18 protein-coding genes are annotated in these 21,482 nt (G+C 68.6%); 10 read left to right on the top strand and 8 right to left on the bottom strand.

From position 1 onward, the window contains the following. Positions 1-112 precede the first annotated feature (112 nt). Together EOV43_RS09525 and EOV43_RS09520 are read left to right on the top strand one after the other, a co-directional pair. The gene (locus EOV43_RS09525) at positions 113-523 is read left to right on the top strand and encodes a universal stress protein (protein WP_128221076.1); all 411 of its coding nucleotides are present in this window, start codon (positions 113-115) and stop codon (positions 521-523) included. Positions 524-586: 63 nt separating this feature from the next. Beyond that, a complete protein-coding gene (locus EOV43_RS09520; RefSeq protein WP_128221075.1) occupies positions 587-1,156 on the top strand; it encodes an HhH-GPD-type base excision DNA repair protein in 570 nt (189 codons plus the stop codon). 37 nt (positions 1,157-1,193) lie between these two features. On the opposite strand, the gene EOV43_RS09515 is transcribed toward EOV43_RS09520, so the two are convergent. Next, complete coding sequence (locus tag EOV43_RS09515; protein ID WP_164878687.1) at positions 1,194-1,943, bottom strand: HNH endonuclease family protein; 750 nt, start codon at positions 1,941-1,943, stop codon at positions 1,194-1,196. Between the two features lie 238 nt (positions 1,944-2,181). Here EOV43_RS09515 and EOV43_RS09510 point away from each other — a divergent pair, with 238 nt between their 5' ends. Together EOV43_RS09510 and EOV43_RS09505 are read left to right on the top strand one after the other, a co-directional pair. Continuing rightward, positions 2,182-3,780 carry an RNA polymerase sigma factor gene (locus tag EOV43_RS09510; protein ID WP_239022055.1) on the top strand — a complete coding sequence of 533 codons (1,599 nt, stop codon included), beginning with the start codon at positions 2,182-2,184 and terminating at the stop codon, positions 3,778-3,780. A gap of 113 nt (positions 3,781-3,893) precedes the next feature. Beyond that, positions 3,894-5,189, top strand: a complete 1,296-nt coding sequence (locus EOV43_RS09505) for a GDSL-type esterase/lipase family protein (RefSeq protein ID WP_128221072.1) — start codon at positions 3,894-3,896, stop codon at positions 5,187-5,189. A 44-nt stretch (positions 5,190-5,233) separates the two neighbouring features. Here the strand turns inward: EOV43_RS09505 and EOV43_RS09500 are convergent, their stop codons facing one another. Next, positions 5,234-5,701 carry a DUF456 domain-containing protein gene (locus EOV43_RS09500; RefSeq protein WP_128221071.1) on the bottom strand — a complete coding sequence of 156 codons (468 nt, stop codon included), beginning with the start codon at positions 5,699-5,701 and terminating at the stop codon, positions 5,234-5,236. 173 nt (positions 5,702-5,874) lie between these two features. Then, entirely contained in the window at positions 5,875-6,081 is a 207-nt protein-coding gene (locus EOV43_RS09495; RefSeq protein WP_128221070.1) for a DUF7455 domain-containing protein, read from the bottom strand. A gap of 263 nt (positions 6,082-6,344) precedes the next feature. Here EOV43_RS09495 and EOV43_RS09490 point away from each other — a divergent pair, with 263 nt between their 5' ends. Both EOV43_RS09490 and EOV43_RS09485 read left to right on the top strand, forming a co-directional pair. Next, positions 6,345-8,417 carry a DNA gyrase/topoisomerase IV subunit B gene (locus tag EOV43_RS09490; protein ID WP_128221069.1) on the top strand — a complete coding sequence of 691 codons (2,073 nt, stop codon included), beginning with the start codon at positions 6,345-6,347 and terminating at the stop codon, positions 8,415-8,417. Between the two features lie 44 nt (positions 8,418-8,461). Next, on the top strand, positions 8,462-8,836 hold the full coding sequence (locus EOV43_RS09485) for a hypothetical protein (protein ID WP_128221068.1): 375 nt from the start codon (positions 8,462-8,464) through the stop codon (positions 8,834-8,836). A gap of 399 nt (positions 8,837-9,235) precedes the next feature. On the opposite strand, the gene EOV43_RS09480 is transcribed toward EOV43_RS09485, so the two are convergent. From EOV43_RS09480 to EOV43_RS09465, 4 genes are read right to left on the bottom strand one after another with little or no spacing between them, the layout of a single operon-like run. Beyond that, the gene (locus EOV43_RS09480) at positions 9,236-9,742 is read right to left on the bottom strand and encodes a beta-class carbonic anhydrase (protein WP_128221067.1); all 507 of its coding nucleotides are present in this window, start codon (positions 9,740-9,742) and stop codon (positions 9,236-9,238) included. After that, the gene (locus EOV43_RS09475; RefSeq protein ID WP_239022054.1) at positions 9,735-11,513 is read right to left on the bottom strand and encodes an MFS transporter; all 1,779 of its coding nucleotides are present in this window, start codon (positions 11,511-11,513) and stop codon (positions 9,735-9,737) included. The genes EOV43_RS09480 and EOV43_RS09475 overlap by 8 nt, the downstream gene beginning before the upstream one ends. After that, on the bottom strand, positions 11,510-12,223 hold the full coding sequence (locus EOV43_RS09470) for an LppX_LprAFG lipoprotein (RefSeq protein ID WP_128221066.1): 714 nt from the start codon (positions 12,221-12,223) through the stop codon (positions 11,510-11,512). Before EOV43_RS09470 ends, EOV43_RS09475 begins: the two co-directional genes overlap by 4 nt. Position 12,224: 1 nt before the next feature. Beyond that, positions 12,225-14,795 (bottom strand): DNA gyrase/topoisomerase IV subunit A, encoded by a 2,571-nt coding sequence (locus EOV43_RS09465; RefSeq protein WP_128221065.1) that lies wholly within the window; start codon positions 14,793-14,795, stop codon positions 12,225-12,227. Positions 14,796-14,941: 146 nt separating this feature from the next. Here EOV43_RS09465 and EOV43_RS09460 point away from each other — a divergent pair, with 146 nt between their 5' ends. The 3 genes from EOV43_RS09460 (at position 14,942) to EOV43_RS09450 (ending at position 19,519) form a co-directional block, all read left to right on the top strand. Next, a complete protein-coding gene (locus EOV43_RS09460; protein ID WP_239022053.1) occupies positions 14,942-17,650 on the top strand; it encodes a bifunctional acetate--CoA ligase family protein/GNAT family N-acetyltransferase in 2,709 nt (902 codons plus the stop codon). Positions 17,651-17,769: 119 nt separating this feature from the next. After that, positions 17,770-18,369, top strand: a complete 600-nt coding sequence (locus tag EOV43_RS09455) for a DUF5998 family protein (RefSeq protein ID WP_128221064.1) — start codon at positions 17,770-17,772, stop codon at positions 18,367-18,369. A 1-nt stretch (position 18,370) separates the two neighbouring features. Beyond that, positions 18,371-19,519 (top strand): alkaline phosphatase family protein, encoded by a 1,149-nt coding sequence (locus EOV43_RS09450; protein WP_128221063.1) that lies wholly within the window; start codon positions 18,371-18,373, stop codon positions 19,517-19,519. Between the two features lie 44 nt (positions 19,520-19,563). Here EOV43_RS09450 and EOV43_RS09445 read toward each other — a convergent pair whose 3' ends face one another. Beyond that, positions 19,564-20,217, bottom strand: a complete 654-nt coding sequence (locus EOV43_RS09445; RefSeq protein ID WP_128221062.1) for a thymidine kinase — start codon at positions 20,215-20,217, stop codon at positions 19,564-19,566. 108 nt (positions 20,218-20,325) lie between these two features. Between EOV43_RS09445 and EOV43_RS09440 the strand changes: the two genes are divergently transcribed. Beyond that, positions 20,326-21,336 carry an aldo/keto reductase family protein gene (locus tag EOV43_RS09440; protein WP_128221061.1) on the top strand — a complete coding sequence of 337 codons (1,011 nt, stop codon included), beginning with the start codon at positions 20,326-20,328 and terminating at the stop codon, positions 21,334-21,336. Positions 21,337-21,482 lie beyond the last annotated feature (146 nt).

Genomic DNA, 21,482 nt, shown 5'->3' with positions numbered 1-21,482 from the left:
GGGGAGACCGTCCACAGGCACAGGTCACATCCGTTCCCCTCGCGCCCGACGCCGGTCGTGGGTACGGTCGAGACAGGGCCCGACGGCCTCAGTCGCACGCGAGGAGCAACCCATGTCAGTGGTTCTGGTCGGATACGTCGCCACCCCCGAGGGCGAGGCAGCCCTCGAAGCGGCCGTCGACGAAGCAGGCCGGCGAGGTGCACGTCTGCTGGTGGTCTGCTCCCACCGCGACGGCGACGTCGCAGCCGACGGCGAGAGCCACGCAGATGAGGCCGAGCGCCTCGCTGCTCACCTGCAGCACAGCGGTGTGGAGTTCGAGGTCCGCACCCTGGTACGTGGATTCGAGCCGTCGGAGGACCTGATCAGCCTCGCCGAGGTGACCGGTGCGGAACTCGTCGTGATCGGTCTGCGGCGTCGTTCGCCGGTCGGCAAGCTCGTGATGGGCACCAGCGCCCAACGGGTCCTCCTGGACGCGCCCTGCCCGGTGCTCGCGGTGAAGCCGCCGGCCTCCGAGGATCTCTGAGGCTGAGACGACCTGACCCCCGAGGGTCAGGGAACCGCGACGACGTTTGGCATCCTTGCTCCCATGGGTTTCCAGATCGCCAACCTGCCCGAGGCTGACGCCGTCCTCGACGCGCACCCCTTCGCCGTCCTCGTGGGCATGGCTCTCGACCAGCAGTACGGCATGGAGCACGCCTTCCGTGGCGGCTGGAAGCTCATCACCCGCCTCGGTGACCTCGACACCGCCCGCATCGCGGCGATGGACCCCGAGGAGTTCAAGGCGGTGGCCGCCGAGACCCCGGCGATCCACCGGTTCCCGGGATCGATGGCGGAGAAGCTCCAGGGCATCGCCCGGATCGTCGAGGAGACCTACGACGGTGACGTGACCCGTCTGTGGAACGAGGCAGCCACCGGCAAGGAGCTGCTCAAGCGAGTCCAGGCCCTGCCCGGCTTCGGCAAGCAGAAGGCGCAGATCTTCGTGGCGCTGCTCGCCAAGCAGCTCGACGTGCGTCCTGAGGGCTGGGAGGCAGCTGCGGGCGACTACGCCTTGGAGGGCTACCGCTCGGTCGCCGACGTCGTCGACGCCGACTCCCTGCTCAAGGTTCGTGAGTACAAGCAGGCCGCGAAGGCTGCGGCGAAGGCAGCCAAGGCCTGACCCGCCGGCCTGCGCGGCAGTTCATCAGGCCGCGCGCTCAGTCGCAGAGGCCGAGCATCTCCTCCAACGCGCGACGCTCACTGTCGTCGACCGCGAGGGTCCAGGCGTCCTTGACGACGATCCAGCGTCGTGCGTACGAACACTGGTACGCCTTCTTCGGTCGCCATGCGGCCGGGTCGCCGTCGCTCTTGGAGGAGTTCGTGGGCCCGTCGGTGGCGAGCAGCACGTCGAGACTGTTGGCGTAGGACCGACGCGTCCGTGCGTCCCAGGCCCATGCACCCGAACGCCACGCCTCGGCCAGCGGTACGACGTGGTCGATCTGCACGGCCTGGGCCTGTGAACGGTCCTTGAGGTCGTCGAGCTCGACCACGACCCCGGAGTAGGGGTCGGTCCAGGTCCCGGCGAGCACGTCGTGGTCGCAGCGTCCCTGGGGGGCGACGACGGCCGTGCCCGGATCGGCGTCACGCAGCAGCACGTCGTCGCGCTGGTTGCAGCCGTTCCCGTCGACGTCGGCCCACGCCGACCCGAACTCACTGCGCACGTAGGCAGGGATCGCCGCGGGGGAGCGCTCCACCTGCGGCAGCGCGTCCAGGAGGGTGCGGGCGCTCGCGGCGTCGGGCAGGGGGCTGCCGACCTCCACCTGTGCCGTGGCGGCGCCCTCGACTGCATCCCGGACCGCTGCCTCCATCTCGCTGCACCCGGACAGAGCGGTCGCGAGACCAGTGACGACGAGCGCGGCTGCGAGACGGGAGGAGGTGGAACGACGCAGGATGGGGAGGAAGAACACTCGCAGAGGATGCCAGAGCCTCCTGCGAGGGTGAGGGGGCGCACCTCGCGTGGCAGACGGTGAGCGCCGGTGGCATCGGTGCTGTGCCCGTGCGCTCCCCTGAACAGGGGTTCCGGGCCAGGCTGGTTGAAGTTCCGGTCGAGACCTTCTGGGAATCTTCACCGTCGTCGTGGCACAATGGCTGTTGCGGCTCTTGACGACACCGGGACCTGCCGCGCCCCTTTTCGCTCCACGAGAGGTGTTCGTGTCCTCGAACGCACGTAAGACGCTCCCCGCGGAGGTGCTCGAGCACCCCGCCATCGCCCTGCTCGTTGCGGCGGGAGGTGTGACCGGAACGGTCAGCCCCGACCAGGTCCGACAGGCCAGTGACATGGCCCAGGTCGAGCCCCGCCATCTCAAGGCACTGCTCACTCACCTGAGCGAGCTCGGCATCACCGTCGACGTCTCCTCGGTGTCCACCACGCGTGCTGCTGCTGCGGGTACCGCCCGCAAGACCACCACCGCGAAGACCACGGCCAAGAAGGCGACTGCGAAGAAGGCGGCTGCTCCCAAGGCCGCTGCCGCGGGTGCCGACGAGGACGAGGCCCCGGCCGCCAAGAAGGCCGCCGCCAAGAAGACGGCCAAGAAGGCGACCGCGAAGAAGGCCGCTGCCAAGAAGGCCCGCGACGAGGACGTCGTCGAGCTCGAAGAGGTCGAGATCGACGACGACCTCGAGCTGGACGACGACGTCGAGACGGTGGAGGACGACACCGCCAAGACGATCATCGGTCCTGACGGCAAGAAGATCCTTCCCGACATCCCGGACGAGCAGTTCGAGAAGGACGTCGCGAGCGACCCCACGATCAAGAAGGACGAGAAGGAAGCCTCCTTCGTCGTCTCGGCCGCGGACGACACCGACGAGCCTGAGCAGCAGGTCATGGTCGCCGGCGCGACTGCCGACCCGGTCAAGGACTACCTCAAGCAGATCGGCAAGGTCCCCCTTCTCAACGCGGAGATGGAGGTTGAGCTCGCCAAGCGCATCGAGGCCGGTCTCTTCGCCGACGAGAAGCTCGGCAAGGGCACCAAGATCGCCCCGAAGACCCTCGAGGAACTCGAGTGGATCTCCGCCGACGGCAAGCGCGCCAAGAACCACCTGCTCGAGGCCAACCTGCGTCTCGTCGTCTCGCTGGCCAAGCGCTACACCGGTCGCGGCATGCTCTTCCTCGACCTGATCCAGGAGGGCAACCTCGGTCTGATCCGTGCAGTCGAGAAGTTCGACTACACCAAGGGCTACAAGTTCTCGACCTACGCGACCTGGTGGATCCGTCAGGCCATCACTCGCGCCATGGCCGACCAGGCCCGCACCATCCGTATCCCGGTGCACATGGTCGAGGTCATCAACAAGCTGGCCCGTGTCCAGCGTCAGATGCTCCAGGACCTGGGCCGCGAGCCCACCCCGGAGGAGCTGGCCAAGGAACTCGACATGACCCCCGAGAAGGTCATCGAGGTCCAGAAGTACGGCCGCGAGCCCATCTCGCTGCACACGCCCCTCGGCGAGGACGGCGACTCCGAGTTCGGTGACCTCATCGAGGACTCCGAGGCGATCGTCCCGGCCGACGCCGTGTCGTTCACCCTTCTCCAGGAGCAGTTGCACGCCGTTCTCGACACGCTCTCCGAGCGTGAGGCCGGCGTCGTGTCGATGCGCTTCGGTCTGACCGACGGTCAGCCCAAGACCCTCGACGAGATCGGCAAGGTCTACGGCGTGACGCGTGAGCGCATCCGTCAGATCGAGTCCAAGACCATGTCGAAGCTGCGTCACCCGTCGCGTTCGCAGGTCCTGCGCGACTACCTCGACTGATCCACCGCTGTCCGACAGCGCTCACGACGCCCTCCTCGGCCTGCTGGGGAGGGCGTCGTGCGTTCCGGGCGATTCATCGGCTGCTGTTGGGGCCGGGTCTGTAGGTTGCTCCAATGAAATCCGGAAAGCGGCTGTTGGCCTTCTTGTGCGCCTCTGCGCTCACCCTCGCCCTGGCCGGCTGCAGCGGCTCGGAGGCGGAGAAGCCCACCCCCGAGGCGGTCGACCCGATGCGTGTCTTCCTCGAACCCTGGTACCAGGACCTCGACTCCCACGCCGAGGAGTCGGCGACGGTCCTCGTCGTGGGGGACTCGATCTCGGAGGGCAGCATGACCAACGTCGACGTGCTCACCGCACGGTGGCAGGCCAGCCTGCAGCGCCAGCTGCGCACCTCCGTGGGCATCGATGGTGCGGTCGGGTTCGTGCCGCCCTACTGGGGAGACGTGATGAGCACCGAGGCGACGCTGCAGTCCGGTGTTCCGTCCGAGGAGCGCCGTTTCGGCCCTTGGGGGCTGGGGGGACGCGCGCTGATCATGCCCGGCGGCGCATCGATCACGTACCCGCCGCTCACGGCGAACCGGATCCGGGTCGGCTACGGCATCAGCAACTTCGGTGGCGGGCAGGCGAAGGTCCACATCGACGGTTTCGACGTCACCGCCCAGGGCACCCTCGGTGGTCTGCAGGACGAGATCCCGGGCACGACTCCGTCAGGGACTCCTGACGAGGACGAGCCGCGGGCCTCTGATGACCCGACCGAGGTGGGGCCGACCATCTTCGGTGCCTCCGCGACGGCGTCGCAGGCGGGCCTGTGGTGGACATCGCCCGAGCTGGGGCCGGGACCGCACACCGTCCGGGTGGACTCCATCGCCCAAAGGTTCGGGTTCGTGCACACCGGAGTGGAGTACGTCAGCAGCCCCCTCGACCCCGTGACGGGGGAGGAGCGCAATGTCGGCGTCCATGTCCTCGACGCCTCCCAAGCGGGTGCGACGGCAGCCGAGTTCGCGAGCAAGAACGCGGAGGCCGGCACCTGGACCGAAGCCAGGGCACGCGACGCAGACCTCGTGCTCGTCAACCTCGGGTCCAACGAGGAGGAGAAGTACGAGGAGAGCCTGAAGATCGTCGTCGACCGGGCTCTCGAGGCCGCGCCCGAAGCACTGGTCCTGGTGGTCGACGGCTACGAGCCCGGCACATGGGAGCACGAGGACTGGGAGAAGGTCCGTGCGGCGCGACGCAACGTTGTGGACCAGTACGACGAAGGCGTCGCGCTCTTCGACCTCGCTGCGCAGTGGCCGGAGCTGGCCAAGGACGGATCGACGAGCCAGGGGCTGATGGCCGAGGTGCCGCCGCTGCACCTGACGCCGCAGGGGCAGCAGCGGATGGCGGACATCTTCACTGAGTGGCTCACACGCTGACCATCTCGCGGGAATGAGGCGGGCGCTGGTCGATCCCCGGCGGATCAGACGAGGAAGACTCCCACGATCCACACCACGGTGGCAGCGACCGCGGACAGCAGCTCGATCAGCATGCTGAGCCCCACCGCCTTGAGTGCGCCGACGCTGGAGGGCCAGGCCTGCGCTGCGCCGAGACGTCGGTGCTCGGCGAGGTAGACGCCCAGGACGAATCCGAGGAAGAGCCCCACCACGGGGACGACGAAGAAGCCCACTACGCCGAGGGCGCCGCCGACGAAGAGGGTGCTGTTGGGGACGCCGGAGTTCTTCAGGCGTCGCCCGGGGACGGTGAACTTCACGACTGCCCCTGCTGCCAGCAGCACCGAGCAGAGGGAGAACACGATCCACGAGGTGGAGGTGCCGATGCTGACGGCCCACACGAGCAGGGCGCCCCAGACCAGCAGGACTCCGGGCAGGACCGGGACGACGATCCCGACGAGTCCAACGGCGATCACGAGGGCGACGACGAAGGTCATGGTGGGGATCCTCTCGGGGAGACGGGTCGGGTGGTCATCCTGCGCCGGATACGACGGGCTCCGGGTACGACGACGGCCCCGGACCAGTGGTCCGGGGCCGTCGTCAGGACTGGGCGGCGCCCGGTGTCACCGTCGAGGTGACGGCGACTCGGCGTCAGCGCGCCAGCCGTGGCTCAGCGGTTAGCGAGCTTGTGGGTCTCGTCGTGGAAGGAGACAGCGATCTCGCGGAGCTTGTCACCGTGCTCGCGGGCGTGGTGAGCACAGAAGAGCAGCTCTCCGCCGCTCTGGAGCTCCACCCGGAGGTAGGCCTGGGCGCCGCAACGGTCGCAACGGTCCTCCGCCGTCAGGGCGGCGGTGGTGGGGGCAACTGCAGTAGTCACATCGGCCTCATTTCTGTGCTTCGGTGTCGGGTCCAACGTACCGGGGGGAGAAAAGATTCCCGCCACCGTTTCGGCTTTCCCATCCAATCATGAAGTTGTCCGTCCTGCGGCTCCAACTTCGGAGCCTCAGGTGAGGTGGTGCCGCCATCAGGGTACCCCGTGGTGCCAGCGAGCGGCAGTCTGCGACGTCACGCTGTCGCCTGGCCGTGACCGTAGCGTGGCAACAGCGAAGATGTCGCCGCTCGCCGGTAGATTTTGCCAACGTGGCAGCACCCAGCGACAACACCTACAACGCAGCGCACCTCCTCGTCCTCGAAGGACTGGAGGCGGTACGCAAGCGCCCCGGCATGTACATCGGCTCGACGGACACCCGCGGCCTCATGCACTGCCTGTGGGAAATCATCGACAACGGCGTGGACGAGGCCCTGGCCGGGCACGCCTCCGACGTCGAGATCACGCTGCACCCCGACGGTTCGGTGGAGATCTACGACAACGGCCGAGGCATCCCGACCGACAAGGAGCCCAAGACCGGTCTGCCCGGCGTCGAGGTGGTCGCCACCAAGCTGCATGCCGGCGGCAAGTTCGGCGGCGGTTCCTACAACGCCACCGGTGGTCTGCACGGCGTCGGCCTGAGTGTCGTCAACGCGCTCTCGGCGCGGATGGACATCGACGTCGACCGTTCGCCCGCCACTCAGGGTCTGTCGTTCCGTCGTGGTGTCCCCGGTGTCTTCGAGGGCGAAGGCCCCGACGCCGAGTTCACCGTCCAGTCCGGCCTCACTCGCAAGGGCAAGCGCGTCGCGAAGGGCAAGTCCGGCACCCGGGTCCGGTTCTGGCCCGACCGTCAGATCTTCACGAAGGACGCCGAGATCGTCATGGACGGTCTCGTCGGCCGTGCCCGGCAGACCTCCTACATCGTCCCCGGCCTCGGCCTGAAGATCACCGACCTCCGCGGCGAAGAGCCCGTCACCGAGACGTTCCGTCACGAGGGTGGCATCAGTGAGTTCGTGGAGTTCCTGTCCGCGGGCGAGCGGGTCACCGACGTCATGCGTCTCCAGGGCACGGGTTCCTTCAAGGAGACCGTGCCGATGCTCGACGCCAAGGGTCACATGACGCCGCAGGAGGTCGAGCGCGAGCTGGGCGTCGACGTCGCCCTGCGCTGGGACGCCGCCTACGACACCACCGTGCGTTCTTTCGTGAACGTGATCGCCACTCCCAAGGGCGGCACCCACGTCAGTGGCTTCGAGCAGGCCCTCACCAAGACGTTCAACGAAGCGATGCGAGCCACGAAGGCGCTCAAGGTCAACGACGCCGACGTGATCAAGGACGACATCCTTGAAGGTCTCACCGCGGTGGTCACGGTGCGTCTCTCCGAGCCCCAGTTCGAGGGCCAGACCAAGGAGATCCTCGGCACCCCGGCAGCGCGCAGCGTCGTCCGCAAGGTGGTCTCCTCCGAGCTCAAGAACTTCCTCTCCTCCACCAAGCGGGACCAGAAGGCCCAGGCCAAGCTCCTGATGGAGAAGGTCGTCGCGGCGTCCAAGACCCGCCTCAGCCTGCGTCAGCAGAAGGACACCCAGCGTCGCAAGAATGCCTTGGAGTCGTCGGCGCTGCCGGCGAAGCTGGCCGACTGCCGCTCGGGTGACAACGACCGCACCGAACTCTTCATCGTCGAGGGTGACTCCGCGCTCGGTACCGCCAAGCTGGCCCGCAACTCCGAGTTCCAGGCGCTGCTGCCGATCCGAGGAAAGATCCTCAACGTCCAGAAGGCCTCTGTCGCCGACATGCTGAAGAACGCCGAGTGCTCCTCGATCATCCAGGTGGTGGGCGCGGGCTCGGGGCGCACCTTCGACCTCGAGGCGCGTCGTTACGGCCGCATCATCTTCATGGCCGACGCCGACTCCGACGGTGCACACATCCGTTGCCTGTTGGCGACGCTCTTCTTCAAGTACATGCCCGGGCTCCTCGAGGCAGGCCGCGTCTACACCGCCGTCCCGCCGCTGCACCGCATCGAGCTCACCAACCCCAAGAAGGGGATGGAGAAGTACGTCTACACGTACTCCGACGACGAGATGCGTCGTAAGCTCGCCGAGTTGAAGAAGAAGAACGTCCGCTGGAAGGACCCGGTGCAGCGCTACAAGGGTCTCGGCGAGATGGACGCCGACCAGCTGCAGGAGACGACGATGGACCCGCGTCACCGCACGCTGCGTCGCCTCACCGTCGACGACGCCTCCGAAGCTGCGCAGGTCTTCGAACTCCTGATGGGTGCCGACGTGGCCCCGCGCAAGGAGTTCATCGTCCAGGGTGCCTACGAGGTCGACCTGGAGACGCTCGACGCCTGAGCGCCTCTTGCGACGTCCCGGGAACTCAGAAGGAAGTAGGGAACATGGGAATGTCGCACGTCGCTCCGGACGAGGTCGTGGGGGACAGCCGCGCGGCACAGACGCTGCGGCTGCTGCTCAAGGGCATCGTGGAGAACGCCGGCTACGAACCGAACGAGGTAGAGGTTCACGAGGCGTGGGTGGAGGCCGACGACGTCTTCTGTCTCGTCTACGACCTGCCGTTGCATGGTTCTCGTCGTATGGGGTTGCGTCGTGACGTCGATGAGGGATGGACGCCGGACGAGGTCGCCGGGGCGGTACTGGTCGGCGAATTGCTCGAACCGCTGGGGACGTTGGCTGACGCGCTGGTCGAGCGAGACGGCGTGTGGTGGTGGGAGGGCGACGAGCCGTCGAGGCGCATGCCGTACTCGTTGGAATGAGTCTGTTGCGTGTCCTCCGTTCGGTAAGGAGTTCATCGTCCAGGGTGCCTACGAGGTCGACCTGGAGACGCTCGACGCCTGAGTTCCCCTCGCGCCGCACTATGGGCAGCGCTGGCGGTCCTGGCCGTCGGGGTGGCCTTCCAGGCAGGTGCCAAGTAGTACGACGCCCGCTCGTGTGGACCGGAGGCAACCGACTGCGACCTCGGATTCTTCGGAGGACTCACATGGAGCGCGGTTGCGCTGCGCTGCGTGCTCGTTGCCATGGCTCTCGTGGAGAAACGCCGCCTCAGTCGCGCTTCCTGAGCGTGTCTGTCCGCCTCTGAAACGCCGCGGACGTCATAGGAATCCGGGGCCAGAGGCCCGGATTCCTATGACGTCCGGCGGAATAAGCGGGATGCCTCAGGCGTCGATCTCCTCGATGCGGCGCAGCAGGCCGGTGTCGACGTCGTAGATGCAGCCGGCGATCGCGATGTTGTCCGGGATCAGCGGGTGCGAAGCGACCTTGCGGAGGTCCTGACGCAGGGTCTGCTCCTGATCGGCGACCACGTTGAAGGGCTGCCAGGAGGAGTCGGTGCCGGTCTTCTCCGAGATGATCGCGTGCAGCTCGTCCTCCGACTTCGACGCCATCGCGCACTTGGTGTGCGGCACCACGAGGATGCGCTGGACGCCGAGGAGGTGCACGCCCAGGACGAGGGCCTCGAGGGCCTGCGGGGTGATGCGACCGCCGGGGTTGCGGAAGATCTTGGCGTCGCCGTGCTTCAGGCCGAGCATGGCCAGGGGATCGATGCGGGAGTCCATGCAGGTGACCATGGCCACGCCAGCATGTGCCTTGCCGTCGAACCCTCCGAGGGTGAAGTCAGCGGCGAACTTCTTGTTGGCCTCGATGAGGTCGTCGAATTCAGACATGGCGAAACTGTAAACCTGCTGAACTACCGACCTTCGACCGCGTCGCAGTTCTGAACACCAGCGCCGCCACCACAGCCGCTGCTACGCAGGCCACAGCCGCTCCGGCGAACACCGTCGACTCCTGCGCGATCCCGGCCTCCCGCAGCATCGTCGTGAACTCGGAGCAGGCCGACGTGCCGCCACAGACCTCACGGATCGAGGGCACTGCCTCGGTCTCGGAGTAGTAGCGCCGCAGGCCCACCGTGGTGAGCACCGAGATGCCCACCAGCATCCCGACCATCCGCGCCACCACGACCAACGCGCTCGCGAGCCCGTGGACGGCCTCGTCGGTGAAGGCCAACACCGCTGCGTTCACCGGAGCCAGCGCGAGACCGAACCCCAGGCCGCAGACCAGGAGCGTCGGCGTGGCGTGCCACTGGGTGAGGGAGTCCAGCCCCCACGACGCCATGAGCGCGAACGCCCCACCCGAGAGCAGCATCCCGAGGGCTGCGACCGGCCCAGCACCGAACCGGCGCAGGCCGTAGCCGCCCAGGACGGCTCCCACCGGCAGGGCCACGAGGAACTTCACCAGCTCCAGCGCGGCATCGACCTGGGAGTCGGTGTGGATCGTCGTCCGCGCGAACAACGGGACGTCGATCAGGGCTGCGACCAGAGCCGAGCCGACCAGGAAGCTCACCACCAGCGCCCCCCAAGCGGGGACCGCACGAAGGGTGCCTGCCGGGACCAACGGCGACGGTGCCGTACGCAGGTGCACGGCGAAGGCCAATGCCCCGACCCCAGAACCCAGGAGGTACCAACGGCCGTGGGCGGAGAAGACCTCCACCTGCGGGTCGGCCGTCGCGAAGGCCAGCACCACGCCGCCGAGCGCGATCGCGAGGAACGTCGCACCCAACAGATCGGCCTCACGGGCCGCGTGCCACCAGGGCTTGACGTCGATCAACGGTCGTCGCGCGGTGAGCAGACGCAGCAGGAACAGGAACGCGAGGACGCAGGTGATGACACCCAACGGCGTCGACCACCGACCGCCTGTGTCGGTGAAGGGAACGAAGAGCTGCCCCCAGAACAGGTCGCGCATCACGACACCCGGGCGGAGCAGCATCAGCACGAGAGCAGCGGACAGCGCCAGCCCCAGGAGCGCACCGAGGAAGTCGGGCCAGCCGGTGCGTCGCACACGCGGGGGAGCAGTACCGGTGCCGCGCGCCAATGCCAGCAGCCCCGCAGCCAGCACCAGACCCACGGCAAGGTTGAGCGCGAAGATGACCCGCCAGTCGGCGACCGCCATCACCACGGCACCCAGCAGGGGGCCGAGCACCGATCCGATCTCCTGGACCGCGGAGACCAGACCGAGCGGCACACCGCGTCGATGCGGCGGGTAGAGGTCGGCCACCAGCGCCAACGTTGCCGGGACCAGCCCGCCACCGCCCAGACCCTGGAGGAAACGACCGCCGACCATCGAGGTCATGTCGTAGGCGACCGCGGTGACCGCGGAGCCGAGGGCGAACACGACGAGCGAGACCACCAGCACCGGGACCCGGCCGCGGAGATCGGCGATCCGGCCGATCAGGGGCAGCATCGCGACGTACCCGAGCAGGAAGCCCGACACGATCGGGGCAGCCCGCTGCAGCTCGTCGATCCCGACGCCGACGCTGCCCATCATGTCGGGCAGCGCCATCACCACGACGTAGGTGTCTGCGGCCGCGAAACCGACCGCCAGTGCTGCCAGGGCCAGCAGCATCCGCACGCCCCGCGACAGCGCCCCCGTCGGCGTCACGGTGCCTCGATCACGCGCTCCAGCCCGAGGTCACTGACCACGAGCGTGTAGGTCATCTCCGGGGTGTCGGGGTAGAAGACGCCCGTCATCTCGGCCTCGGCCAAGGTGCCCGCGGAGGTGATCCGGAACGTCACGTCGAACTCGTCGCCGGCGCTGGTGGGCAGCACCCGCTGCATCACGTCGCCGCTGATCGTGCCGGTGTACGGCGTCAGCACCTCGGCGTTGTTCTTGCCGCCGCGCACCGATGATCCCGCCTCGACGTCCTCGGTCGCGTTCAGCAGTGCAGCGACACCGCTCTCGCGCGACAGGAGACCGGACGGGTCAGGGGCGCCGTACTCGGCGGGGTCGATGACGGACCAGCCCTGCGTCAACGGGATCTGGGCCCACACCGTGCCGTCGAGCGAACGCACCGGGACCGGCACCGCAGCGCCGGCGAAGTTGACCGTCAGGTCGCCCTCGAAGCCGGCGCCACCACCGGTCTCGGTGACCACGTCACCCTCGGCGCCCATGACACCGGCGGCGCCGCTGGGGAAGTCGGTCGAGGTCAGGGTCAGGTGGGCGCCGCTGGTGGAGTCGAGTTCGGTGGCCGCGGCAGCCAGTACGTCGAGCGGGCTGCCCGTGGGGGCAGCGTCGTCGCCCGAACAGCCGGACAGGAGCCACGGGGCCGTCAGGACGAACCCCGCGACAGCGGTCCATGTGGTGGTGCGCATCTCAGCCCTCCAGGTCAAGCGTGGTCTGGCCGTCACCGGCGGTGTCCGGCCCGGCGCCCACCGTAGCCACAGTGCCGGCCTCAGCCACAGTGCCCGCGTCGGCGTTGCCGATGGAGGCCTGGAACGAGACGGGCGAGGCGATCGCGGCGACCGGCTGTGCCGCAGGCATGCCCGAGCCGTCACGGCGTCCGTCCGGCTCCGGCAACGGGACCGGTGCACCAGAAGCGGCAGCGGCGCGTGCCGGTCCCTGACCGACCCACGCCAGGATCAGGGCGTCCTCGCCCTTCAGGAACCGGTGACAGCGCACACCACCGGTGGCTCGGCCCTTGGCCGGGTACTCGCTGAACGGGGTCACCTTCATGTTGCCCGGCTCGGTGCCCGGGAGGGCGGTCGAGGAGCCAGAGGCGGTCACCACGACCGCGTCGACGGGCTCGAACGCGGTGAACGAGACCACGCGCGCGCCGGCCGACAGCTTCACGCCCGCCACACCGCCACCGGTACGTCCCTGCGGACGCACGAGGTCGGCGGGGTAGTGCAGGAGTTGCGCGTCGGAGGTGACGAAGCAGAGCGTCTCGGTGCCGGTGCGCAGCTCGAGCGCGCCGACCACCTCGTCGTCGTCCTTGAGGGAGATGTACTCCCACTCGTCGCGGGTCAGGACTTCGGGGTTGACGCGCTTGACCACGCCGTTGCGGGTACCGACCGCGAGACCGGGGCCGTCCTCCTGCAGACGGGTCAGGCCGAGCGGACGTTCGCCCTTGCCCAGCTCGAGGACCTCGGCCAACGGCAGGCCGCCCTGCAGCAGCGGATCGCCAGCGGTCGCCGGGAGCTCGGGGAAGTCGAGGACGGAGAGCTTCACGACCCGACCGCGGTTGGTCAGGACACCCACCTCGCCACGGACGGTCGTGGTGACCGCGGAGACGACGACGTCGTGGTTGGCGCGGTCGCCACCGTGGCCCAGCGGCTCGTTCGCGGCCGTACGGGCCAGCAGGCCGGTGGAGGAGAGCATCGCGACGCACGGGTCGTCGGGGACCTCCAGGGAGGCAGCAGCCTTGGCCGCCGTCACCGGGACACCGGCCGAGGCCAGCAGTACCGTGCGACGCGGGGTGCCGAACGTCTTCGCGACGTCGCTGAGTTCGTCGGAGACGACCTTGCGGAGCAACTTCTCGTCGTCGAGGATCGCCTGCAGTGCGGCGATGGTCTCCTCGAGCTCGGACTTCTCCTTCTCGAGCTCGATCGTGGAGAACTTCGTCAGACGACGCAGCGGCATCTCCAGGATGTACTCGGCCTGGATCTCGCTGAGGTCGAAGACCGAGATCAGCTTGGCCTTCGCCTCGGCGGTGGTCTCGCTGGAACGGATCAGCGCGATGACCTCGTCGATGTCGAGGATCGCGATCAGCAGACCGTCCACCAGGTGCAGACGCGAAGCGGCCTTGTCCCGGCGGAACGTCGAGCGACGACGCACGACCTCGAAGCGGTGCTTGAGGAAGACCTCGAGCATCTCCTTGAGACTCAGCGTGCGCGGCTGCCCGTCGACCAGCGCGACCGCGTTGATGCCGAAGGAGTCCTCCAGCGGGGTCTGGCGGTACAGCTGCTCCAGGACGGCCTCGGGGACGAAGCCGTTCTTGATCTCGATCACCAGACGCATGCCGTGGGTGCGGTCGGTGAGGTCCTTGATGTCGCTGATGCCCTGGAGCTTCTTGGCGATCACCAGGTCCTTGATCTTGGAGACCACCCGTTCGGTGCCGACGCCGTAGGGCATCTCGGTGACGACGATGCCCTTCTTGCGGGGCGTGACGTTCTCGATCCGGGTGGTGGCCCGCATCTTGAACGTGCCGCGACCGGTCTCGTACGCGTCGCGGATGCCGTCCAGGCCGACGATCTTGCCGCCGGTGGGGAGGTCCGGACCGGGGATGAACTTCATCAGGTCGTCGGTGGTGGCCTTCGGTGCCTTGATCAGGTGCTTGAGGGCCGCGACGACCTCGACGAGGTTGTGCGGAGCGATGTTGGTGGCCATGCCGACCGCGATGCCGGTGGCACCGTTGACGAGCAGGTGGGGGATCGCCGAGGGCAGCACGGAGGGCTCGAACTCGCGGCTGTCGTAGTTGGGGCGGAAGTCGACGGTGTTCTCGTCGAGGGAGGCCGTCATCGCGGCGGCGGCCGGAGCCATCCGGCACTCGGTGTAACGCATCGCCGCCGGCGGGTCGTCGGGCGATCCGAAGTTGCCGTGGCCGTCGACCATCGGCAGGCGCATCGAGAACGGCTGGGCCATGCGGACCAACGCGTCGTAGATCGCGGAGTCGCCGTGGGGGTGGAGCTTGCCCATCACCTCGCCGACGACGCGGGCGCTCTTCACGTGGCCGCGGTCGGGACGCAGGCTCATGTCGTCCATCGTGTACAGGATGCGGCGCTGGACGGGCTTCAGTCCGTCACGCGCGTCGGGGAGCGCACGGGAGTAGATGACGGAGTAGGCGTACTCCAGGAAGGAGGTCTTGATCTCGTCCCCGACGTTGATGTCGAGGATGTGCTCCTCGAAGTCGTCGGGGAGCGGAGGAGTGGTGCTGCGTCGAGCCATGCGGATGATTCTTCCCGACGCCACCGACATCGTTGCCATGCGGCACGCCGTGACCTGTCCTGCACACCGCGTCCAGGGGCGTCCGCGGCACGCCGCGACGTGCGGTGCTGCACGGGCGCGCGCACGCTCACGTTAGATTCTGCACTGTGAGCGACGACGTGACCGGAACGGTCCTTCCTGAGCCTCCCAGCCACTGGGAGGCCGACGTCCTGCTGCGGGACGGACGGGCCGCGCACATCCGGCCGATCCGCCCCGAGGACGCCGACCTGCTGGTCGACTTCTATGCCCGGGTCTCGGACGAGTCGAAGTACTACCGGTTCTTCGCCCCGATGCCGAAGCTCTCCGAGCGCGACGTCAAGCGGTTCACCCAGGTCGACTACACCGATCGGGTCGCCTTCGTGCTGCTCGTGGGCCGCAAGATGATCGCGGTGGGACGCTACGACGCCGTCGGCGAGGGCGAGGCCGAGATCGCCTTCCTCGTCGAGGACAAGCACCAGGGTCGCGGCATCGGTCAGCTCCTGCTCGAGCACCTCGCCCAGGCGGGCCGTGAGCGCGGGATCGAGAAGTTCGTCGCGGAGGTCCTCCCCGACAACCACCCGATGATCCGTACCTTCAAGGACGCCGGTTACCAGGTCCGTTCTCAGTACGACGACGGCCTCGTGAGCCTCGAGTTCTCGATCGACGCCACCATGACCGCCCTCGACGTGATGGAGCAGCGCGAGCACCGCGCCGAGTCCGCCTCGATCGAGAAGTTCTTCAACCCGCGCTCGATCGCCGTCATCGGCGCCAGCCGCAAGCAGGACACCATCGGTCGGCTGCTGGTGCGCAACGTCGTCCTGGGCGACTTCAACGGCCGCGTCTACGCGGTCAACCCCAACGCCGACGCCGTCTCGGGGCTGCCGGCGTACAAGACGGTCTCCGACATCCCTGGCGAGGTCGACCTCGCGATCGTCGCGGTCCCGGCCGACAAGGTGCAGGACGTCGTCCTGGACTGCGCCGCCAAGGGCGTCCACGGCCTGGTCGTCATCTCCTCGGGCTTCGCCGAGACCGGTGAGGAAGGACGCCGCCGTCAGCGCCAGCTCGTCGGCCTCTCGCGTTCCTACGGACTGCGTCTGATCGGCCCCAACGCGCTCGGTGTCATCAACACCGACCCCGAGGTGTCGCTGAACTCCTCGCTCTCGCAGGTGATGCCGCCGCGTGGCCGTGCCGGCTTCTTCTGCCAGTCCGGTGCGCTCGGCTCCGCGATCCTGGAGAAGGTCAACAACCGTGGCCTGGGTCTGACCACCTTCGTCAGCGCCGGCAACCGCGCCGACGTCTCCGGCAACGACCTCCTGCAGTACTGGGAGAAGGACGAGTCGACCGAGGTCGTCCTCCTGTACCTGGAGTCCATCGGCAACCCGCGCAAGTTCTCCCGCATCGCCCGCCGCGTGTCGCGCCGCAAGCCGATCATCGCGGTCCGTTCGGGCCGCACCACCCAGGGCGTCCCGATGGGGCACGCGGTCCGCAAGATCGCTGCGCCCTCCCAAGCCGTCGACGCGATGTTCCGTCAGGCCGGCGTGATCCAGGTCGACACCCTGGAAGAGATGTTCGACGTCGCGCAGCTGATGGCTCACCAGCCGCTGCCGCGTGGGCGCCGCGTCGCCGTCGTCGGGAACTCCGACGCGCTGGCACTGCTGGCCGCTGACGCCGCGGCCGGGGCAGGCCTCGTCGTCAACAAGACCGTCGCGCTCGGTGCGGACGCCGGCGCGAGCGCGTTCGAGGACGCCCTTGACGCCGCGATCGACGACCCCGAGGTCGACGCCGTCGCCGCGATCTACATCCCGCCGCTCAACGTGTCGGGCGAGGACGTCGCCAACGTGCTCGCTGCCATCGGTGAGCAGTCCGACAAGCCGCTCGTCTCCACCTTCCTGGGCGCGGAAGGTGTCCCGGAACTGCTCCGGGTTCCCGACGTCGCCGGTTCGACCGCCGGTCGTGGCTCGGTGCCGTCGTACCCGGCTGTGGAGTCCGCGGTCCGTGCCCTGGCTCGGGTGGTCGAGTACGCGATGTGGCTGCGCACCCCGGTCAACGGCTCCAACGACGAGGCCCTCGTCGACCTCGCCGAGGCCAAGAAGATGGTCCACCACCTCCTCAAGCGCCACCCCGAGGGCTGGGACCTCACCGACACCGAGCAGCACGACCTGCTCGCCTGCTACGGCATCGACCTGTGGAAGACGCACCGCGTCAACAGCGTTCAGGAAGCGATCGAGGCGGGTGACGCACTCGGCTGGGACGTCGTCCTCAAGGCGACCGCCCCGCACCTGCGTGACCGCCCCGACCAGGCACACGTGTGGCGCACCATCGACGGCTCCGAGACGATGATGGAGGCCTGGGAGAAGCTTCTCGAGGTCGTCCCCGACGTCGCCAGCGCCGGTTTCGTGGTGCAGAAGAACGCACCGCCGGGCGTCCCGGTCGCGATGGAGACGATGGAGGACCCGCTCTTCGGACCGGTCATCTCCTTCGGCATCGGTGGCCCGATGACCGAACTGCTCCAAGACCGCGCCTACCGGATCCCGCCGCTGGCCGAGCACGATGCCCAGGACATGGTCCGCGAGATCAAGGCCTCGCCGCTGCTCTTCGGTTACCGCGGCAGCGACATCGTCGACGTCAGCGAGGTCGAGCGGATCCTGCGCCGGATCGCGCAGCTCCAGCACGACGTCCCGCAGATCCGTTCCCTCTCGCTCCCGCTCGTGCTGGCCGGCGAGGACGGAGCCGCGGTGCTCGGTGCCAACATCCGGATCGAGCCGATGGTCGACCCGCGTTCGGACTGGTTCGTGCGCCGTCTCAACGCCGTGCCCGGCGAGACGAGCCACGGATGAGCCGCTTCGGACGCGGTCGCGGCGCAGGCTTCGGTCGACGCGGTTCCGGGCCGGCGGGGCAGTCGCAGCAGGTGCCCGTGACCCACGCTGTCGGCGCGGGGCGTGACACACTGGACCCCATGCGCAGCAGGACCCCCGATCACGCTGGATCCGAGACGGACAGGACCCGCGAACTGCGGGCCGCGATCGAACGAACCGGTTACTACCCCGAAGTCGTCTCCGACGCGGTCTCCGCGGCGGTGGCCGGTGAGCCCGTGCTGGCCCACTACGTGCACCACGAGCCGACCTTCGAACGTGACGAGGTGCGTCGCCACCTGACCGTCGTGGTCCTCACCCCGACGCGTCTGCTGCTGGCCCACACCGACGAGCACCCCGGCGACGACCTGCTGCCGGAGCCGTACACGTCGACGTCGACCGAGGCGATCGCGCTCAGCGCGGTCCGCACCGTCGCGGTGACCCGCATGGTCACCAACCCCACCAAGGCTCCCGGACCGGCCGTCGAGGCCGTCCTGACCATCGGCTGGGGTGGCGTCCAGCGCCTCGACCTCGAGCCTGCCGGCTGCACCGACCCCCAGTGCGACGCCGACCACGGTTACACCGGCGTGCTCGCCGGTGAGGACTTCTCGCTGCGTGTCTCCGCTGCTGCTGACGGCCGTGACGCCGTCGCCGGCCTGCTGGCCTTCGCCGAGCAGGTCTCCTCCCGCACCCGCGGTGCGTGAGGTGAACGGTCCGTCCGACGCCGGGAACACCCCGGCGTCGTTCGTCGAGCCCGCCTACGGCAGCCGGTCGCTGACCGACGTCCTCCCGGCCGTCGCGGCCGCCCTGGGCACGCCGCTGCCGGGTGCCGTCACGAGCCTGCACCTGCCCGACGCCGGCTCCTACGTCGTCTTCCTGGTCGACGGTCTGGGCGCGGAACTGATCCGTCGCTACGCCCACGCGGCACCGTTCCTGGCGTCGCTGCTGGCCCAGCAGGAGCCCGGCACCGCTGGTGTCCCCTCCACGACCGTCACCAGTCTCACCTCCCTGGGCACCGGCCTCCTGCCGGGCACCCACGGGATGGTCGGCTACACCGCCCGGATTCCCGGCACCGACCGACTCCTCAACGGCCTCAACTGGTCCGGTGACGTCGACCCGCTCGTCTGGCAGCCGCACACCACCGCGTTCATGCGGCTGGGGGAGCAGGGCGTCCTGACGACGGTGGTCAACAAGGCCGAGTTCATGAACTCGCCGCTGACCACGATGTCTAACCGTGGCGCCGAGTACGTGGGCGCCCAGTCCGCCGGGGAGCGGATCGCGGCCGTGGTCGGTGCGTCGTGGCGCAGCCCGTCACTGACCTACGTCTACGACTCCGCCCTCGACAGCACCGGCCACCGCCACGGTGTCGCGTCGCAGGAATGGCTCCAGCAGCTCTCCGCGGTCGACTCCGAGGCCGAGCAGATGCGCGACCACCTCCCGCCCGGCACCCGCCTGCTGGTGATCGCCGACCACGGCATGGTCGACTCCCCGCAGGAGAGCCGGATCGACGTCGACGACCGTCGCGAACTGCGCGACGGTGTGCGACTGCTCGGGGGAGAGGCGCGCTTCCGGCACGTCTACTGCCACGACGGTGCCGTCGACGACGTCGCCGCCACCTGGCGTGAGGTCCTCGGGGACCGCGCTGAGGTGCTGACCCGCGCCGAAGCCGGCGCGCGTGGCTGGTTCGGTGCGCTCACCGACCCCGTCGCCGACCGGATCGGCGACGTGGTCGCTGCCTGTGCCGGGGACGCCGCGATCATGTCGAGCGTCGACTTCCCGGTCGAGACCCGCCTGGTGGGCATGCACGGCTCGCTCTCGCGCGCCGAGATGCTGATCCCGATGCTGGTGATCTGAGCCCGGTGTTGTGAGCCCGGCGATCTGAGCCCTGCTGATCTGAGTCAGTCGAAGGGCAGGGGTTCGGGCTGGAGGCTCACGGCCTTGGCCCGGGCCGCCGTCAGGTGACGACGGTGGTGCTGGCGGCACAACACCTCGTAGGTGACCTTCGTGGCCACCTGCGGGTTGTCGGCGACGTCTCCGGGCACGACGACCTCACCGTCGGTGACCATCGTGCCGTTCTCGACGCGGGCGTTGTGCGTCGCACGCTTGCCGCACCAGCACAGCGCCTCGACCTGCAGCACGTGCATCCGGTCGGCCAGCTCGACCAGTCGTGCACTGCCCGGGAACATGTACGAACGGAAGTCGGTGAGGATGCCGAACGCGAAGACGTCGATCTGCAGCTCGTCGACCAGCTTGGCCAGCTGGTCGATCTGGTCCGCGGAGTAGAACTGTGCCTCGTCGCAGATCAGGTAGTCGATCCGGTCGCCCTTGGTGAGGGAGTCGACCACGTACTTCCAGAAGTCGAAGTCGCTCGCGACATCGAGCGCGTCGTGGCTCAGGCCCAGACGGCTCGACAGGACGGCGTTGCCGCCACGGTCGTTGGCGGTGAAGATCCGACCCACTCGGCCGCGGGCGGCGTGGTTGTGGTTGGTCTGCAGCGCGAGAGTGCTCTTGCCGGAGTCCATGGTGCCGGTGAAGAAGTGCAGTTCAGCCACAAGAGCAGATCTTGTCACGGCGTGGGGCCTGACGCAGAACCACTGTCGCGCGTCTGCAGACGGCGTCGTGGCGTGAGACGTCCAACATGAGTGAGTAGATTGGGGAACATGGAATTCAGGTACTTGGGCAACTCCGGCCTCAAGATCAGCGAGATCACCTACGGCAACTGGCTCACCCACGGCAGCCAGGTGGACCAGGACACCGCCACCGCGTGTGTGCGGGCAGCCCTGGATGCCGGCATCACCACCTTCGACACCGCCGACGTGTACGCCAACACCATCGCCGAGTCCGTCCTCGGCGATGCACTCGCGGGGGAGCGTCGGGAGTCCCTAGAGATCTTCACCAAGGTCTACTGGCCCACCGGCCCCAAGGGACACAACGACGTCGGGCTGTCGCGCAAGCACATCCTGGAGTCGATCAACGGCTCCCTCAAGCGTCTGCGCACCGAATACGTCGACCTGTACCAGGCACACCGCTACGACACCGAGACGCCGCTCGAGGAGACGATGCAGGCCTTCGCCGACGTCGTGCGCTCCGGCAAGGCGCTCTACATCGGTGTCAGCGAGTGGACCGCCGACCAGCTCCGTGCCGCCGCACCGTTGGCCAAGGAGCTCGGCGTCCAGTTGATCTCGTCCCAGCCCCAGTACTCGATGCTGTGGCGCGTGATCGAGGACGAGGTCGTCCCCGCCTCCGCCGAGCTCGGTCTGTCCCAGATCGTCTGGTCCCCGGTCGCCCAGGGCGTCCTCACCGGCAAGTACCTGCCCGGTCAGCCCGCCCCGGCCGGCTCGCGCGCCACCGACGAGAAGGGCGGCTCCTCGATGGTGAGCCGCTTCATGACCGACGAGATCCTCACCGCCGTGCAGAACCTGCGCCCGATCGCCGAGCAGCTCGACCTGTCGATGGCGCAGCTCGCCGTCGCCTGGGTGCTGCAGAACCCGAACGTCGCCTCCGCGATCATCGGTGCCTCGCGCCCCGAGCAGGTCCACGAGAACGTCGGCGCCGTCGGCGTGACGCTCGACGCCGACGTCATGGCAGCCATCGACGCCGCCCTCGGCGACGTGGTCCAGCGCGACCCGGCCCTCACCGCGGCCAACGCTCCGGCCGGACGCCCGGTCTGAGCCCAGCGCGCACCTCACGACAGAGGCAGCACGCACGACGAGGGGCGGACGGTTCGTGAGAACCGTCCGCCCCTCGCGGCGTGTCAGGGTCGAACGTCAGTCGTTCGGTCCACCGCGCCGGTCAGTCGTTCGGTCCACCGCGCCGG

It is taken from the genome of Nocardioides yefusunii, assembly GCF_004014875.1.
Taxonomy (GTDB): domain Bacteria; phylum Actinomycetota; class Actinomycetes; order Propionibacteriales; family Nocardioidaceae; genus Nocardioides; species Nocardioides yefusunii.
The sequence above is the reverse complement of the archived record's forward strand: the minus strand, read 5'-3'. Positions and strand labels throughout refer to the sequence as shown.

Coding starts and splice junctions, on each gene's coding strand:
- EOV43_RS09525 (WP_128221076.1), top strand. CDS start 113: ATGTCAGTGGTTCTGGTCGGATACGTCGCCACCCCCGAGGGCGAGGCA.
- EOV43_RS09520 (WP_128221075.1), top strand. CDS start 587: ATGGGTTTCCAGATCGCCAACCTGCCCGAGGCTGACGCCGTCCTCGAC.
- EOV43_RS09505 (WP_128221072.1), top strand. CDS start 3,894: ATGAAATCCGGAAAGCGGCTGTTGGCCTTCTTGTGCGCCTCTGCGCTC.
- EOV43_RS09500 (WP_128221071.1), bottom strand. CDS start 5,701: ATGACCTTCGTCGTCGCCCTCGTGATCGCCGTTGGACTCGTCGGGATC.
- EOV43_RS09485 (WP_128221068.1), top strand. CDS start 8,462: ATGGGAATGTCGCACGTCGCTCCGGACGAGGTCGTGGGGGACAGCCGC.
- EOV43_RS09480 (WP_128221067.1), bottom strand. CDS start 9,742: ATGTCTGAATTCGACGACCTCATCGAGGCCAACAAGAAGTTCGCCGCT.
- EOV43_RS09470 (WP_128221066.1), bottom strand. CDS start 12,223: ATGCGCACCACCACATGGACCGCTGTCGCGGGGTTCGTCCTGACGGCC.
- EOV43_RS09465 (WP_128221065.1), bottom strand. CDS start 14,795: ATGGCTCGACGCAGCACCACTCCTCCGCTCCCCGACGACTTCGAGGAG.
- EOV43_RS09455 (WP_128221064.1), top strand. CDS start 17,770: ATGCGCAGCAGGACCCCCGATCACGCTGGATCCGAGACGGACAGGACC.
- EOV43_RS09440 (WP_128221061.1), top strand. CDS start 20,326: ATGGAATTCAGGTACTTGGGCAACTCCGGCCTCAAGATCAGCGAGATC.